This window comes from Kosakonia sp. YIM B13588 (assembly GCF_042788165.1).
Lineage (GTDB): Bacteria > Pseudomonadota > Gammaproteobacteria > Enterobacterales > Enterobacteriaceae > Kosakonia > Kosakonia sacchari.
In genome coordinates this window covers 28837-44822 of sequence record NZ_JBHZPO010000005.1, presented here as the reverse complement: position 1 = coordinate 44822, position 15986 = coordinate 28837, and the positions used below count along the sequence as shown (strand labels likewise).

Below are 15986 nucleotides of genomic sequence, written 5' to 3'. Positions count from 1 at the left end.
CGTCGCTCTTATTACCAGGGAAAAACGCCATTATTGCAGATAACCCGCAGGGGATCATGTGCCATTTGCGCCGCGCACGGCGGGCGATTTAACTTCCTGATAATGAAAACTATCAGTTATGGCAAATTGCCATTACCGGCTTTCAGCCGCTATCCTGTGACGGTTCTTCCCTGATTTGCCTCGCAAGGATGATGCAAATGGCGCGCATATTGGCACTGCTGCTGGTGCTGACTTTTACCCTTCCGGCGCTGGCTGTGCCTGTTCCACCGATGAATGGCGTGGTTAACGATCCTGAAAATCAGTTAAGCCTCTGGCAGCGTAAAGCGCTTATCCTGCAGGTAAGCGATCTGAATGCCCGTACAGGGACACAAACCGCCGTACTGCTGATAGACACGACAAATGGCGAAACCATCGAACACTTTGCCAACGAGGTTTTTAACCGCTGGCAGCTTGGCGATGCCCGGCGTAATGACGGCGTGTTGGTGCTGATCGCGTGGCAGGACCGAAAAGTTCGTATTGAGGTGGGAAGCGGCCTTGAGGACATGTTAACCAACGCGCTGGCAAAGCAAATTATTGATGAATATATGCTTCCGTCCTTCCGGCAGAATGACCTGAATACCGGTATTGTGCGCGGCGTTGAGGGGATCAGCACCGTGCTTGCCAGCCAGCCGCTACCTAAAGCTCAACCCCCGTCATTTTTCCAGCAAATGGCCGACTGGTTTTCCCTGTGGAAGAGTTTGATTGTGTTGGCGGTGGTCATCATTACCCTGACGATCAAAGGCAAAATCCGCACGCTGGCAGGACTGTTTCTTATCGCCTGTCCTCTGGCCGTGATTTTGTTCGCGTACAGTGAACAAAACCCTTTGCTGCTGCCTTTTACGATATTCTGCGCTGCCGTGCCCGCTTTTATTTTGCTGATAATTTTGAGCGTATGGCTGATTTATCCGCAGCGGCTTACCGCCGCAGGCCGGCAAAAATATCGTGAGAGCAGGCAGCTCAATTATTCACGTGGAGGCGAGGCCAGTACCGACACAACTCATTACACCAGCAGCGAAAGTTCCGGTCATAGCAATAGCGACAGTTCCAGCGGTGGTGGCGGTTCAAGTGACGGCGGCGGATCTTCGGGGAACTGGTGAGCCGTAAAGCGCAAACAAAAATGTAACAAGATGTTATTTGTTTTACGTTTTGAATTATATCCATGAATAATACGCAGGCTAATAAACTAAAAATAATCTATTAAATATCATCGATATAAATATTTTCCGAAACGTGGCGGAATCTTTTTATTTTATTGGTTGTCGTAGACAAATCCCCCGCGTTTTCTCCCTTAAAACCAGCTTAAGAAACCCCGTTTTGTACGTCATTTTATTGATATAGCGTTTAGCTTTCTGTGCCTACAATCCGCCACAACAACCATGATGAGAAAGCGTTGATGAATACATTATTGATTACGGGTGTCACTGGGTTTCTTGGCGGGGCGGTATTAGAAAAAATTCTTCACGACAATCTACCGATGAATTTATTGCTGCTGGTTCGCGCCGAAGATAGCGAAGCCGGGCTTGCGCGCGTTAAAAGCAATATGCGCAAATTCAACCTCAGTGATGAGGTGCTGAACTCACTTTCGACTTCGCAGATCCTGCTCGGCGATTTGGGCGAACCAGAAGGTTTTACTGCCGATCCGCGTCTGGAAAATGTCACCCACGTGCTGAACTGCGCAGCCGTGGCCTCTTTTGGTAACAATCCGCTGGTGTGGAAAGTCAACGTGGAAGGCACGCTGACGTTTGCACGCCGGATGTCGCAAGTTGCCGGGTTACAGCGTTTTCTGCACGTTGGCACCGCGATGTCGTGTACCCCGGAGCCGGATTCACTGGTACCGGAAAGCAGCGAGTTTCGCGAGAATGCCGAGCACCTGGTGACCTATACGCACTCCAAATCCACCATCGAACAACTGATGCGCAAAGAGTGCCCGCAGCTGCCGCTGGTGATCGCACGTCCATCGATTGTCGTCGGCCACACCAGCCACGGTTGCACTCCGTCTACCAGCATCTTCTGGGTGTTCAGCATGGGGCTGATGCTGCAAAAATTTATGTGTTCGCTGGAAGATCGCGTGGATGTGATCCCGGTGGATTACTGCGCCGATGCGCTGCTGATGCTGCTTAGCGGAGAGATTGCACAGGGTGAAGTGGTGCATATCTCGGCTGGCGAAGAGAATAGCGTCCGCTTTGCCGATATCGACAGGGCAATGGCGAAGGCGCTGGAAAAAGCGCCAGTTGGCGATAAATACGCACAGGTTAGCTATGAAACACTGGTGAAAATGCGCCGCGAGCTGAAGGATATCTTCGGGCCGTGCAACGAGCGCCTGATGCTGAAAGCGATGCGTCTTTACGGAGCGTTTGCCACGCTTAACGTGCGTTTCAGCAATGATAAGCTGCTCAGCATGGGCATGCCGAAGCCGCCGCGATTTACCGACTATATCGCTCGCTGCGTGCAGACAACGCGCGGCCTGACGATACCGCAGCAGATGGAAGTCGATTTTAAATAGTCAAAAGGCCAAAAAAAATGCCAGTCAACTGACTGGCATTTTTATTTGATCAACGCTTAGCGATTACGCCTGGCCTTTGATCTCTTTACGACCGTTGAACGGTGCTTGTTCACCCAGCGCTTCTTCGATACGAATCAGCTGGTTGTATTTAGCAACGCGGTCAGAACGGCTCATAGAACCAGTTTTGATCTGGCCTGCAGCGGTACCAACAGCCAGGTCAGCGATGGTAGCGTCTTCAGTTTCGCCAGAACGGTGAGAGATGACAGCGGTGTAGCCAGCGTCTTTCGCCATTTTGATCGCAGCCAGCGTTTCGGTCAGAGAACCGATCTGGTTGAATTTGATCAGGATGGAGTTAACGATGCCTTTTTCGATGCCTTCTTTCAGGATCTTGGTGTTGGTTACGAACAGGTCGTCGCCCACCAGCTGGATTTTGTCGCCCAGCACTTTGGTCTGGTAAGCAAAGCCAGCCCAGTCAGATTCGTCCAGACCATCTTCGATGGAAACGATCGGATACTGTTTGGTCAGATCTTCCAGGAAGTGAGTGAACTCTTCAGAGGTGAACGCTTTGTTGCCTTCGCCAGCCAGAACGTATTTACCGTCTTTGTAGAACTCAGATGCTGCACAGTCCATCGCCAGAGTGATGTCTTTGCCCAGCTCGTAGCCCGCAGCTTTAACCGCTTCAGCGATAACAGCCAGTGCTTCTGCGTTGGAACCCAGGTTCGGCGCGTAGCCACCTTCGTCACCCACAGCGGTGTTCATGCCTTTGGATTTCAGGACTTTCGCCAGGTTATGGAACACTTCTGAACCCATACGTACAGCTTCTTTCAGGGTTTTCGCGCCAACCGGCTGAATCATGAATTCCTGAATGTCGACGTTGTTATCAGCGTGCTCACCACCGTTGATGATGTTCATCATCGGAACCGGCATAGAGTATTTACCCGGGGTGCCGTTCAGTTCAGCGATGTGTGCGTACAGCGGCAGGCCTTTAGAAGCGGCAGCAGCTTTAGCGGTAGCCAGAGAAACAGCCAGGATTGCGTTCGCACCGAAGTTGGATTTGTTTTCGGTACCATCCAGATCGATCATGATTTTGTCGATGCCGGCCTGGTCTTTCGCGTCTTTGCCCAGGATTGCCTGAGCGATCGGGCCGTTAACCGCGCCAACCGCTTTCAGTACGCCTTTACCCATGAAGCGGGATTTGTCGCCATCGCGCAGTTCCAGCGCTTCGCGGGAACCCGTGGAAGCACCTGACGGCGCAGCAGCCAGACCTACGAAACCACCTTCCAGGTGTACTTCGGCTTCAACAGTCGGGTTACCACGGGAGTCGATGATTTCACGACCGATGACTTTAACGATTTTGGACATTAGGTTTTCCTCAGTACAAGTTAAACTAAAACTCCAGACAAACAACGCGTACCGATGGTACGCGTTGCTGTTGTAACTTTTTTACTTCGCCTGGCGCTTCTGATACTCGCTGGCGGCTTTTACAAAACCGGCAAACAGCGGATGTCCATCACGCGGCGTAGAAGTAAATTCCGGGTGGAACTGACAAGCGACGAACCACGGATGATTCGGCACTTCGATGATCTCGACCAACTGATCATCCCCGGAACGGCCCGCAACACGCAGACCCGCAGCTTCGATTTGTTTCAACAGCATATTGTTGACTTCGTAACGATGGCGATGGCGTTCGATAATGGTTGGCGCGCCATACAGCTGGCGAACCAGGCTGTCATCACCAAGCTGGCACTGCTGTGCGCCGAGGCGCATGGTGCCACCGAGATCGCTCTTCTCCGAACGCTGCTCAACGTTGCCGTCTTCGTCACGCCATTCGGTAATAAGCGCCACAACCGGGTATTTACAGTCTGGCACAAATTCCGTGGAGTTGGCGTGCTCCATTCCGACCACGTTACGTGCGAACTCAATCAACGCAACCTGCATACCCAGGCAAATACCCAGGTAAGGAATATTGTTTTCACGCGCATAGCGCGCGGTGGCGATCTTGCCTTCCACACCACGGTAGCCGAAGCCGCCAGGGATAAGAATCGCATCGAGACCTTTTAAGATCTCTACGCCGCGCGTCTCAACATCCTGCGAATCAATCAGCTTGATGTTGACGGTGACGCGGTTTTTCAGACCACCGTGTTTCAGTGCTTCAATAACCGATTTGTATGCGTCCGGAAGTTCAATGTACTTACCGACCATACCAATAGTGACTTCGCCTGACGGATTCGCTTCTTCGTAAATAACCTGTTCCCATTCGGCCAGGTTTGCTTCCGGACAGTTCAAGCTGAATCGTTTACAAATATAATCGTCCAGCCCCTGGGATTTCAACAGGCCCGGGATTTTATAAATGGAATCGACGTCTTTCAGAGAAATCACAGCTTTTTCTGGAACGTTACAGAACAAAGCAATTTTTGCGCGTTCATTAGCAGGAACCGCGCGATCGGAACGGCAAATCAGAATATCTGGCTGAATACCGATAGAGAGCAGCTCTTTAACAGAGTGCTGCGTCGGCTTAGTTTTCACTTCACCGGAAGCCGCCATATAAGGCACCAGCGTCAGGTGCATGTAGAGAGTGCGCTCACGGCCCACTTCTACCGCCATCTGACGGATAGCTTCAAGGAACGGCAGGGATTCGATGTCACCCACCGTACCGCCGATTTCAACCAGCGCAACGTCATGGCCTTCGCCACCAGCAATAATGCGTTCTTTAATCGCGTTGGTGATGTGCGGAATAACCTGTACGGTTGCGCCCAGATAGTCGCCACGACGCTCTTTACGCAGAACCTCGGAGTAGATACGACCAGTGGTGAAGTTGTTGCGACGGGTCATTTTGGTGCGGATAAAACGCTCGTAGTGACCCAAATCCAGATCGGTTTCAGCGCCGTCTTCGGTAACGAACACTTCACCATGCTGGATTGGACTCATGGTCCCTGGATCGACGTTAATGTACGGATCCAATTTCATCATGGTGACGTTGAGGCCACGGGCTTCAAGAATGGCTGCCAGGGAGGCTGCGGCAATGCCTTTACCCAGAGAGGATACGACCCCGCCGGTCACAAAAATATAGTTCGTTGTCATGCTGAACCTGAGAAGTTAGGTTTAAAAGACGATGGAATAACCAGGACGGGAAAGCAGTATACCCGATGATGGTCTACGCCACAAACTTTCATTGCCCCTCTCCTCTGTTCTTCAGGCCGCATCTGCATTGGCTTCTTTCGCTTACCCCAGGCGCGGCGCATTTCGCTGCGTCTGAAGATTCGCTCGGTTGCCGCCTTGCTGCGACCCGAATTACTCGAAGAGGCGATTCTCAAGGCATTTCAACAAACTTAAGGAGTGTGAAAATAGCCACTTTTGGGTAAATGTTTTTGACGCAAATCAAGCGCTTGTTATTTTAAAAATCACACAAATCGCGCTTACTGGAACAAATGCTTTAAAGATCATGTTCCTGGCGTTTTACTTGTTGCCAGACATTTTCCATTGTTTCCAGATCTACACCGGTCATTTCCAGACCGCGTTCGCGCACAATGCGCTCAACTTCGCGGAAACGCCGCTCAAATTTCAGGTTGGCTTTTTGCAATGCCACTTCCGCTTTGACGCCAAGATGACGCGAAAGGTTGACGGTCGCGAACAACAAATCGCCGACCTCTTCTTCCAGTTTCGCTTCGTCTACCACCGCTTGTTTGGCTTCGTCCATGACTTCGTCGATCTCTTCGTACACTTTGTCGAGCACCGGGCCGAGCGACGTCCAGTCAAAGCCGACGGTTGAGCAACGTTTCTGAATTTTGTGCGCACGCATCAGCGCAGGCAGGCTGTGGGGAATATCGTCCAGCGCCGAGTGCTGAGATTTTTCCGCGCGCTCTTCGCTTTTAATTTGCTCCCAACGTGCCAGCACTTCCGTGCTGTTTCCCGCATGCGCGTCACCGAAAATGTGCGGGTGGCGACGCTCCAGCTTGTCGCTGATAGCAGCGCAAATGTCGTTGAAATCGAAACGCCCTTCTTCCTGCGCCATCTGCGCATAAAAAACCACCTGGAACAGCAGGTCACCCAGTTCGCCGCGTAAGTCGTCAAAATCTTCGCGCGAAATAGCGTCCAGCACTTCGTAGGTTTCTTCCAGCGTGTAAGGCGCAATGGTGGCGTAAGTCTGCTCCTTGTCCCACGGGCAGCCGGTTTTTGGATCGCGCAGGCGTTGCATAATCCCGAGCAGACGATCGATTTGAGTCATGATAAATCCCTGGTAATGAGTGTTGAGCCTCGCCCATCAGGACGAGGCTCGGATGAAGAGAAAATCAGCCGCCGTGCAGGCGACGAGCGTCGATGACGTCCGGCACCTGGTTGAGTTTGCCGAGCACGCGGCCCAGCACTTGCAGGTTGTAGATCTCGATATTCATATCGATGGTGGCCAGTTGTTCTTTGGTATCGCTGCGGCTGGCGACGCCGAGCACGTTCACCTTCTCATTGGCGAGAATAGTGGTGATGTCGCGCAGCAATCCGCTACGGTCGTTCGCCGTGACGCGCACCACCAACGAGTAACCCGCCGAGTAGCTTTCGCCCCAGACGGCGTCGACGATACGTTCCGGTGCCACGTTACGCAACTCTTCCAGCTGATCACAGTCGGCGCGGTGAATAGAGATCCCACGCCCCTGAGTGATAAAACCGACGATCTCATCACCCGGGATCGGCTGGCAGCACCGCGCGATATGGTGCATTAGATTACCAACCCCTTCGACAACGACGCGGCCGTTGTCTTTGCTGCGGCTTTGCGGCGTGTACGTTTTCTGTTGCAGTTGCTTCAGCGCGGCGGCGTCCTGCTCCTCTGCGCTCGGTTTATTGAACTGCGATTGCAGGAAATTCACCATCTGATTGAGACGGATATCCCCGCCGCCAATCGCCGCCAGCAACTCGTCCAGCTCGTTAAAGTTGTAGCGCGGCAGCAGGAATTTTTCTGCCTCTTTCAGGCTGATGCCAAGATGCGCCAGCTCATCGTCGAGGATCTGACGCCCCGCAAGAATATTTTTGTCGCGATCCTGTTTCCGGAACCAGGCGTGGATCTTCGAGCGCCCACGGCTGGTGGTCACGTACCCCAGGTTAGGGTTCAGCCAGTCGCGGCTTGGGTTCGGTTGCTTCTGGGTGATAATTTCGATCTGATCGCCCATTTGCAACTGATAAGTGAACGGCACGATGCGCCCGCCGATCTTGGCGCCGATGCAGCGGTGTCCGACATCGCTGTGAATATGGTACGCAAAATCCAGCGGCGTCGAACCTGCAGGCAAGTCCACCACATCGCCTTTCGGGGTAAAGACATACACGCGGTCGTCGAACACCTGGCTGCGAACTTCGTCGAGCATCTCGCCGGAATCGGCCATCTCTTCCTGCCAGGCGATCAGTTTACGCAGCCATGCAATGCGGTCTTCGTGCGCCGAACGCGGGCTGCCAACGGTAGCTGTACCCTCTTTGTATTTCCAGTGTGCAGCGACGCCAAGCTCTGCATCTTCATGCATCTGGCGGGTACGAATCTGGATTTCAACGGTTTTCCCGCCCGGCCCAAGCACAACGGTGTGGATAGACTGGTAACCGTTCGGCTTTGGGTTCGCGACGTAGTCGTCAAACTCATCCGGTAAATGGCGGTAATGGGTGTGTACGATCCCGAGCGCAGCGTAGCAGTCCTGTAAACGCTCAGCGACGATACGCACGGCGCGCACATCAAACAGCTCATCAAAGGCGAGGTGTTTTTTCTGCATTTTGCGCCAGATGCTGTAGATGTGTTTCGGGCGGCCATACACTTCCGCTTTGACGCCTTCGGTCTTCATTTCGGCACGCAAATGCCCAACAAATTCGTCAATGTAGTGTTCGCGATCGATACGGCGTTCGTGCAGCAGCTTGGCGATGCGTTTGTACTCCGCCGGATGCAGGTAACGGAAGCAGTAATCCTCCAGCTCCCATTTGAGCTGCCCGATGCCCAGCCGGTTCGCCAGCGGCGCGTAGATATTAGTACACTCTTTCGCCGCCAGTACACGCTCATCTTCCGGCGCATCTTTCACTTCGCGCAGATGGGCGATACGTTCCGCCAGCTTGATAACCACGCAGCGGAAATCGTCCACCATCGCCAGCAGCATACGACGGACGTTATCGACTTGTTCGGAGGAGACGGAATCAGTGTGGGTAGCTTTCAACTGGCGGATAGCCGCCATATCGCGTACGCCATGGATCAGGTTGACCACCGACGTGCCGACGCTTTCGCGCAGCACCTCTTCGCTGACCACTTCCGCATCGGCCAGCGGGAACAGCAGCGCCGCACGCAGCGTGTCGGTATCCATGCTCAGCATGGAGAGGATCTCGACCATCTCCACACCGCGCCACAGCAGTAATTCCGCGTTCGGGTGTCCCTGTGTTTGTCGCAGACAATATGCCCAGGTTTCGGTTAAGCGTTCACACGACGGCTGACTGGTGATCCCCAGACTCGCGATCCATTTGGCCGGATCGAATTCACCCGCTTTGTTCAAATGCGCACTGCGTACCGCAACCATTGTCCTCTCCTTTCAGGGACCGGGCCTGTCGAACTCGACAAGCCGAAATTAATCATTTGTGATTCACAAACAACACCATCGATTCCAGGTGGCCAGTGTGCGGGAACATGTCCAGCATCGCCAGCCGCTGGATCTGGTAACCCGCATCCAATAGCGCTTCACTGTCGCGGGCAAGGGTGGCAGGGTTACAGGAAACGTACACCACTCTGCCCGGCGACAATTTTAGAATATGTTTCATCACTCCGGCAGCGCCTGCACGTGCCGGATCGAGTAAAACTTTGTCAAAACCACGGCTTGCCCAGGGCTGTTTCGTGACATCTTCCTCCAGATTTTCATGAAAGAATGTCACATTCTGCAAGCCATTCTGTTGCGCGTTATCCTGCGCTTTCGCCACCAAATCGGCGACGCCTTCCACACCAACCACACTGGCCGCGCGTTTTGCCAGCGGTAGCGTGAAATTGCCCATGCCGCAGAACAGGTCCAGCACCCGGTCGCCGGGCTGCACATCGAGCCACTCCAGCGCTCGCGCCACCATTTGCTGGTTAACCCCATCGTTAACCTGAATAAAGTCCCGCGGGCTGAACGTTAAGCGTAGCCCGTCAGAGCTGTACCAGGGAGATTCTCCGCTAACCTGTTCTAGTATCTCGCTTTGTGGCGCGAGATACAGAGAGAGTTCCTGAGAATGCGAAAACTGTTCCAGTTTTTCTCTGTCTGTTGCACTTAATGCAACAGTGTGACGCAAAACCATTAATGGGCCATTATCGGCCTCCACCAGCTCTACATGGCCAAGCTGACGCACTGCCTGCAACCCGCTCAGGCATTCGCGCAGCGGCGCCAGTAATGCCTCAAGACGGGGCACCAACACCGGGCAGCGGGTGACATTAATAATGTCGTTGCCGCCCGCTTTACGAAACCCCATCTCCAGACACTGGTTTTTGGGCTGCCAGCTCAGGCTGAGCCGCGCGCGGCGGCGATACCCCCAGGGTTCACCCGCAATCACTTCATCAACGTCCCGTTTCATCAAACGCGCCAACGCCGCCCTTTTGCTGCTCTGTTGCAGGGCAATACTGGCATGCTGCTGCTGGCAACCACCGCAGACGCCAAAATGCGGACACTGCGGGGTAACGCGCTCGTCGCTATCATTCAGGCGGCGCTTCACCTCACCGCGTGAAAACTGTCGCTTATCCTCTTTCAGCACAATGTCCGCCGTTTCGCCGGGTAACAGCCCAGGGATAAACAGCGCTTTCCCGCTATGGCGCGCAACCCCCTGCCCAAAGGGATCAAGATCAGTTACGGTTACGGTTACTTTTTGACTAGTCGTCACACGTCGTTTTGCAGAGTAGAATTGCGCCATTGCAGGGATTTATCTCATTTACAGATTAATGGCCTAATTCTCCCATAACGGAACTCCATGACCAACTACAGCTTGCGCGCACGCATGATGATTCTGATTCTGGCGCCCACCGTGCTTATCGGTGTGTTGCTCAGCATCTTCTTTGTCGTTCACCGCTATAACGATTTGCAGCGTCAACTGGAAGACGCCGGTGCCAGCATCATTGAGCCGCTGGCGGTCTCCAGCGAATACAGCATGACGTTGCAGGACAAAGACGCGATTGGCCAATTGGTGAGCGTTTTACATCGCCGTCATTCCGATATTGTGCGGGCAATTTCCATTTACGATGGGCAGAATAACGTATTCGTTTCCTCTAATTTCCAGCTTGATGGCGATAATCTCCGGCTGGCGGAAGGGCAACCTTTTCCGCGCAGGCTCAGCGTCTCCCGGCGCGGCGATGTGATGATCCTGCGCACGCCCATCCTTTCCGAAGGGTTTACGCAAACCAACACGGCGCTACCGGCGGATAAAATTACCGGCAACATGCTCGGCTATGTGGCGCTGGAGCTGGATCTCAAATCGGTCCGTTTGCAGCAGTACAAAGAGATTTTTATCTCCAGCCTGATGATTTTGTTCTGTATTGGTATTGCGCTGATTTTCGGCTGGCGCTTAATGCGCGACGTGACCAGCCCGATTCGTAATATGGTGAATACCGTTGACCGCATTCGACGCGGGCAGCTCGACAGCCGCGTGGAAGGTTTTATGCTTGGTGAGCTGGATATGCTGAAAAACGGCATCAACTCAATGGCGATGTCGCTGGCGGCCTACCACGAAGAGATGCAGCACAACATTGACCAGTCCACTTCCGATCTGCGCGAAACGCTGGAGCAGATGGAGATCCAGAACGTCGAATTAGATCTGGCGAAAAAACGCGCCCAGGAAGCGGCGCGCATCAAGTCTGAGTTCCTCGCCAATATGTCCCATGAGCTGCGCACGCCGCTGAACGGCGTGATTGGCTTTACCCGCCTGACGCTGAAATCTGAGCTTAACCCTACGCAGCGCGATCACCTGCTGACGATTGAACGTTCGGCGAACAACCTGCTGGCGATCATTAACGACGTGCTGGATTTCTCCAAGCTCGAAGCGGGCAAGTTAATTCTGGAAAGCATCCCGTTCCCGCTGCGCAATACGCTCGATGAAGTGGTTATCCTGCTGGCACACTCGGCGCACGACAAGGGGCTGGAACTGACGCTGAACATCAAAAACGATGTGCCGGATAACGTGATTGGCGACCCGCTGCGTCTGCAACAGGTGATCACCAATCTTGTCGGTAACGCTATTAAATTCACCGAACATGGCAATATCGACATTGTGGTTGAGAAGCGCGCCATCAGTAACAACAAAGTGCAGGTTGAGATGCAGATCCGCGATACCGGCATCGGCATCCCCGAGCGCGATCAGTCGCGGCTGTTCCAGGCGTTTCGTCAGGCCGACGCCAGCATCTCTCGCCGTCACGGCGGTACCGGGCTGGGGCTGGTGATAACCCAAAGGCTGGTCAATGAAATGGGCGGCGATATATCCTTCCATAGCCAGCCGAATCGCGGCTCCACCTTCTGGTTCCACATTAATCTCGATCTCAATCCAAACGCCATCAGCGAAGCGCCAGCCACCGGCTGTCTGGCGGGCAAACGCCTTGCCTATGTCGAGCCCAATGCGACGGCTGCGCAAAGCACGCTGGACGTGTTGCACGAAACGCCGCTGGAGGTGATTTACAGTCCGTCATTCTCGGCGCTGCCGCAGGCGCATTACGATATTCTGCTGATGGCGATCCCGGTGACGGTGCGTGAGCCGCTCAACATGCAGCACGACCGCCTCGCACGAGCCGCCGCCATGACTGACTACTTGTTATTAGCGCTGCCTTGCCATGCGCAGGTGAACGCCGAGGAGCTGAAACAAGACGGCGCGGCGGCCTGCCTGCTGAAACCCCTGACCACCACCCGCCTGCTGCCCGCGCTCACGGAATATTGCCGGGCGACCCGCATTACGCAGGCTCAGCCAGTGGACGAAACAAAACTGCCAATGGCGGTAATGGCGGTGGATGATAACCCGGCTAACCTGAAGCTCATCGGCGCGTTGCTGGAAGATCAGGTACAGCATGTCGAGCTGTGCGAAAGCGGTATACAGGCCATTGAGCGCGCCCGGCAGCTACAGTTCGATCTGATCCTGATGGACATTCAGATGCCGGACATGGATGGCATTCGCGCCTGCGAGCTAATTCGCCAGTTGCCGCACCAGCAGCAAACGCCGGTCATCGCCGTTACGGCCCATGCGATGGCCGGGCAAAAAGAGAAACTGCTCAGCGCCGGAATGAACGACTATCTGGCGAAGCCCATTGAAGAGGACAAGCTGCGCAGTCTGCTGCGCCGCTATAAGCCCGGCCCGGATATCGGCAGTTGGCTGACGCCACCGCAACAGGCAGTAGCACCTGCGGATATCGTGGTTGACGCCGATACCACGCTCGACTGGCAACTGGCGCTGCGCCAGGCGGCAGGGAAAACGGATCTGGCGCGCGAGATGCTGCATATGCTGGTCGAGTTCCTGCCGGAGATCCGCAATATGGTGGAAGAACAGCTGGTTGGCGAAGCGCCGCAAGGGCTTTCTGAAGGGATCCATAAGTTGCACGGCAGTTGCGGTTACAGCGGCGTACCGCGGCTGAAAAACCTCTGCCAGTTGATTGAACAGCAGTTACGCAGTGGCGTTGCGGCCGAAGAGCTGGAGCCGGAGTTTCTGGAACTGCTCGATGAGATGGATAACGTCACCCGCGAAGCACACAAATTGCTGGGGTAGTCAGGTGCATAACCGCTGACGGGAATTGAGGTCAGACAGATTGTTTATCCGCGAGTGGATAAACAACACATTGATTATCCACTCTACACGCCACCACCAGGTCAGTGAGAACGCGTTAGAACAAGCCCGGTAAGCCTGCATGCTACCGGGCGGTTTGCGGTTACAGCTTTTGCCCTGCTTTCAGCACTGCCGCCACGTTGCGCGCGGTCATGCGGACATTTTCTCCGGCATTTTCCAGCGCGTCTTCCAGCGAACAGACCTTGTAGATCACACTGAACACCGCATCGATACCGTGATGGTGCACCACGCCGACATCGGCGGTCAGGCTGCCGGCAATGCCGATCACCGGAATATTATGTCGCTTCGCTACTTTCGCCACGCCCACGGGCACTTTGCCGTGCACCGTCTGGCTATCGATACGCCCTTCGCCAGTGATCACCAGGTCAGCGCCAATCACATACTCATCCAGCGCCAGCGCATCGGTGACAATCTCTATACCCTGGCGCAACTCTGCGCCACAAAACGCATACAGCGCAGCGCCCATTCCCCCTGCCGCACCGCCGCCCGCCAGGTGCAGCACGTCCAAATCCAGGTCGCGGGCAATGATCCGCGCATAATGTCCGAGCGCTTTATCGAGCCTGTCGATCATCTCCGGCGTCGCCCCTTTCTGCGGGCCAAATACCGCCGACGCCCCCTCTTTTCCGGTGAGTGGATTGGTCACATCGCAGGCCACTTCGATACGGCACTCGGCAAGGCGTTTATCCAGTTGCGCGGTATCAATTCGCGCCAGCGTTTCCAGCGCTGCACCACCTAGCGCAATCTGCTGGCCGTTCTCATCCAGCAGCTTTGCGCCCAGCGCCTGCACCATGCCCGCGCCACCGTCATTGGTCGCACTGCCGCCAATGCCAATGATGATATGTTTTACCCCCGCGTCCAGCGCATGGCGAATCAACTCGCCGGTGCCCCAGGACGTGGTGATGAGCGGATCGCGTTTGGCCGGGGGCACCATTTCCAGCCCGCTGGCGGCGGCCATTTCGATAAAAGCGGATTGTTCGTCGCCAGAAATCCCGTAGAACCCTTCCGCCTGCTCGCCGAGCGGGCCTTTTACCGCGACCTTAACAATACGCCCGTCGGTAGCGGCGACCATGGCTTCAACCGTCCCTTCGCCACCGTCCGCCACCGGTATTTTGACGTATTCCGCCGTGGGGAAAATTTCACGAAAACCGCTCTCAATCGCGGTCGCCACATCCAGGGCACTTAAACTTTCTTTGTAAGAGTCTGGTGCGATCACAATTTTCATAAGCCATCCTTACGCATATTCACGGCTTTAAGCATACACCCAGCAAAGATGAGGAAATGCCAGCCCCCGCAAGGACTGGCAATTTCATCAACGCACCATGCACGGACGTTTGTTATCAAATTTCCAGTCCGGGATCAGGTATTGCATTCCCATTGCATCGTCACGCGCACCGAGGCCGTGTTTTTGATACAGCTCGTTAGCTTTCATCACCTGGTCCATATCCAGTTCCACGCCAAGACCCGGTTTGTTTGGTACATGCACCATCCCGCCTTTGATTTCGAACGGCTGTTTAGTCAGGCGCTGGTTGCCCTCCTGCCAGATCCAGTGTGTATCGATAGCTGTGATATTGCCCGGTGCCGCAGCGGCAACATGGGTGAACATGGCCAGCGAAATATCAAAGTGGTTATTAGAGTGCGAGCCCCAGGTCAGACCGAACTCGTGGCACATCTGCGCCACACGTACCGAACCCTGCATGGTCCAGAAGTGCGGGTCCGCCAGCGGGATATCCACTGATTGCAGTGACAGCGTATGGCCCATTTGACGCCAGTCGGTGGCGATCATATTGGTGGCGGTCGGCAGGCCGGTCGCGCGGCGGAACTCCGCCATCACTTCACGACCGGAGAAGCCCTGTTCCGCGCCGCACGGATCTTCCGCGTACGCCAGCACGCCTTTCAGATGCTTACCGATTTTGATCGCTTCATCCAGCGACCAGGCACCGTTTGGATCGAGCGTCACGCGCGCCTGCGGGAAGCGTTTTGCCAGCGCGGAAATCGCTTCGGCTTCTTCCATTCCCGCCAGCACGCCGCCTTTCAGTTTGAAATCGTTAAAACCGTATTTCTCATACGCAGCTTCCGCCAGGCGCACCACGCGATCTGGCGTCATCGCCTCTTCGTGGCGCACGCGATACCAGTCGCATTTGTCATCCGGTTGGCTCTGGTACGGCAGCGGCGTTTTTTTGCTGTCGCCAACGAAGAACAAATAACCGAGCATCTCCACTTCGCTGCGCTGTTGACCTTCGCCAAGCAGCGACGCAACGTTCACACCGAGGTGCTGGCCGAGCAGATCAAGCATCGCCGCTTCAATACCGGTTACCACGTGGATCGTAGTACGCAGATCGAAAGTTTGCAGGCCACGGCCGCCGGCGTCACGGTCGGCAAAGTTACTGCGCACGGTGTTGAGGACATTTTTGTACTCACCCAGCGTCTTACCAACCACCAGCGGAATAGCATCTTCCAGCGTTTTACGGATTTTCTCGCCGCCGGGGATTTCACCGACACCGGTGTGACCGGCATTGTCTTTAATCACCACGATATTGCGGGTGAAGAACGGGGCGTGCGCGCCGCTCAGGTTCATCAGCATGCTGTCGTGGCCCGCAACCGGGATGACCTGCATGGAGGAGACAACGGGTGTCGAACTGTATGTGCTCATTTTTTAATC

General features: G+C 54.8%; 10 protein-coding genes. 3 read left to right on the top strand and 7 right to left on the bottom strand.

What is annotated here, in order from left to right; translation table 11 throughout:
- Positions 1-197: 197 nt before the first annotated feature.
- Positions 198-1136, top strand: coding sequence for a TPM domain-containing protein (locus ACFX4U_RS10770; RefSeq protein WP_313506356.1), 939 nt, complete (start codon positions 198-200; stop codon positions 1134-1136).
- 296 nt (positions 1137-1432) lie between these two features.
- Positions 1433-2542 (top strand): SDR family oxidoreductase, encoded by a 1110-nt coding sequence (locus ACFX4U_RS10765; RefSeq protein WP_305737030.1) that lies wholly within the window; start codon positions 1433-1435, stop codon positions 2540-2542.
- Between the two features lie 63 nt (positions 2543-2605).
- On the opposite strand, the gene eno is transcribed toward ACFX4U_RS10765, so the two are convergent.
- The 5 genes from eno to rlmD form a co-directional block, all read right to left on the bottom strand.
- Positions 2606-3904 carry a phosphopyruvate hydratase gene (gene eno / locus ACFX4U_RS10760; protein ID WP_065369248.1) on the bottom strand — a complete coding sequence of 433 codons (1299 nt, stop codon included), beginning with the start codon at positions 3902-3904 and terminating at the stop codon, positions 2606-2608.
- An 81-nt stretch (positions 3905-3985) separates the two neighbouring features.
- Positions 3986-5623, bottom strand: coding sequence for a glutamine hydrolyzing CTP synthase (gene pyrG / locus ACFX4U_RS10755; RefSeq protein ID WP_313506355.1), 1638 nt, complete (start codon positions 5621-5623; stop codon positions 3986-3988).
- A gap of 352 nt (positions 5624-5975) precedes the next feature.
- Positions 5976-6767 (bottom strand): nucleoside triphosphate pyrophosphohydrolase, encoded by a 792-nt coding sequence (mazG, locus tag ACFX4U_RS10750; protein ID WP_313506354.1) that lies wholly within the window; start codon positions 6765-6767, stop codon positions 5976-5978.
- 64 nt (positions 6768-6831) lie between these two features.
- The gene (gene relA, locus ACFX4U_RS10745; protein ID WP_305737032.1) at positions 6832-9069 is read right to left on the bottom strand and encodes a GTP diphosphokinase; all 2238 of its coding nucleotides are present in this window, start codon (positions 9067-9069) and stop codon (positions 6832-6834) included.
- 52 nt (positions 9070-9121) lie between these two features.
- Positions 9122-10423, bottom strand: a complete 1302-nt coding sequence (gene rlmD, locus ACFX4U_RS10740; RefSeq protein ID WP_313506353.1) for a 23S rRNA (uracil(1939)-C(5))-methyltransferase RlmD — start codon at positions 10421-10423, stop codon at positions 9122-9124.
- A gap of 57 nt (positions 10424-10480) precedes the next feature.
- On the opposite strand from rlmD, the gene barA reads away from it, so the two are divergent.
- Positions 10481-13249 (top strand): two-component sensor histidine kinase BarA, encoded by a 2769-nt coding sequence (gene barA / locus ACFX4U_RS10735; protein WP_305737034.1) that lies wholly within the window; start codon positions 10481-10483, stop codon positions 13247-13249.
- A 160-nt stretch (positions 13250-13409) separates the two neighbouring features.
- Here barA and ACFX4U_RS10730 read toward each other — a convergent pair whose 3' ends face one another.
- Together ACFX4U_RS10730 and gudD are read right to left on the bottom strand one after the other, a co-directional pair.
- Positions 13410-14549, bottom strand: coding sequence for a glycerate kinase (locus tag ACFX4U_RS10730; RefSeq protein WP_313506352.1), 1140 nt, complete (start codon positions 14547-14549; stop codon positions 13410-13412).
- An 87-nt stretch (positions 14550-14636) separates the two neighbouring features.
- Positions 14637-15977 carry a glucarate dehydratase gene (gene gudD / locus ACFX4U_RS10725; protein ID WP_313506351.1) on the bottom strand — a complete coding sequence of 447 codons (1341 nt, stop codon included), beginning with the start codon at positions 15975-15977 and terminating at the stop codon, positions 14637-14639.
- Positions 15978-15986 lie beyond the last annotated feature (9 nt).

Excerpts from the sequence above, each read along its gene's own strand:
- ACFX4U_RS10770 (WP_313506356.1), top strand. The coding sequence starts at position 198 with ATGGCGCGCATATTGGCACTGCTGCTGGTGCTGACTTTTACCCTTCCG.
- ACFX4U_RS10765 (WP_305737030.1), top strand. The coding sequence starts at position 1,433 with ATGAATACATTATTGATTACGGGTGTCACTGGGTTTCTTGGCGGGGCG.
- eno (WP_065369248.1), bottom strand. The coding sequence starts at position 3,904 with ATGTCCAAAATCGTTAAAGTCATCGGTCGTGAAATCATCGACTCCCGT.
- pyrG (WP_313506355.1), bottom strand. The coding sequence starts at position 5,623 with ATGACAACGAACTATATTTTTGTGACCGGCGGGGTCGTATCCTCTCTG.
- mazG (WP_313506354.1), bottom strand. The coding sequence starts at position 6,767 with ATGACTCAAATCGATCGTCTGCTCGGGATTATGCAACGCCTGCGCGAT.
- relA (WP_305737032.1), bottom strand. The coding sequence starts at position 9,069 with ATGGTTGCGGTACGCAGTGCGCATTTGAACAAAGCGGGTGAATTCGAT.
- rlmD (WP_313506353.1), bottom strand. The coding sequence starts at position 10,423 with ATGGCGCAATTCTACTCTGCAAAACGACGTGTGACGACTAGTCAAAAA.
- barA (WP_305737034.1), top strand. The coding sequence starts at position 10,481 with ATGACCAACTACAGCTTGCGCGCACGCATGATGATTCTGATTCTGGCG.
- ACFX4U_RS10730 (WP_313506352.1), bottom strand. The coding sequence starts at position 14,549 with ATGAAAATTGTGATCGCACCAGACTCTTACAAAGAAAGTTTAAGTGCC.
- gudD (WP_313506351.1), bottom strand. The coding sequence starts at position 15,977 with ATGAGCACATACAGTTCGACACCCGTTGTCTCCTCCATGCAGGTCATC.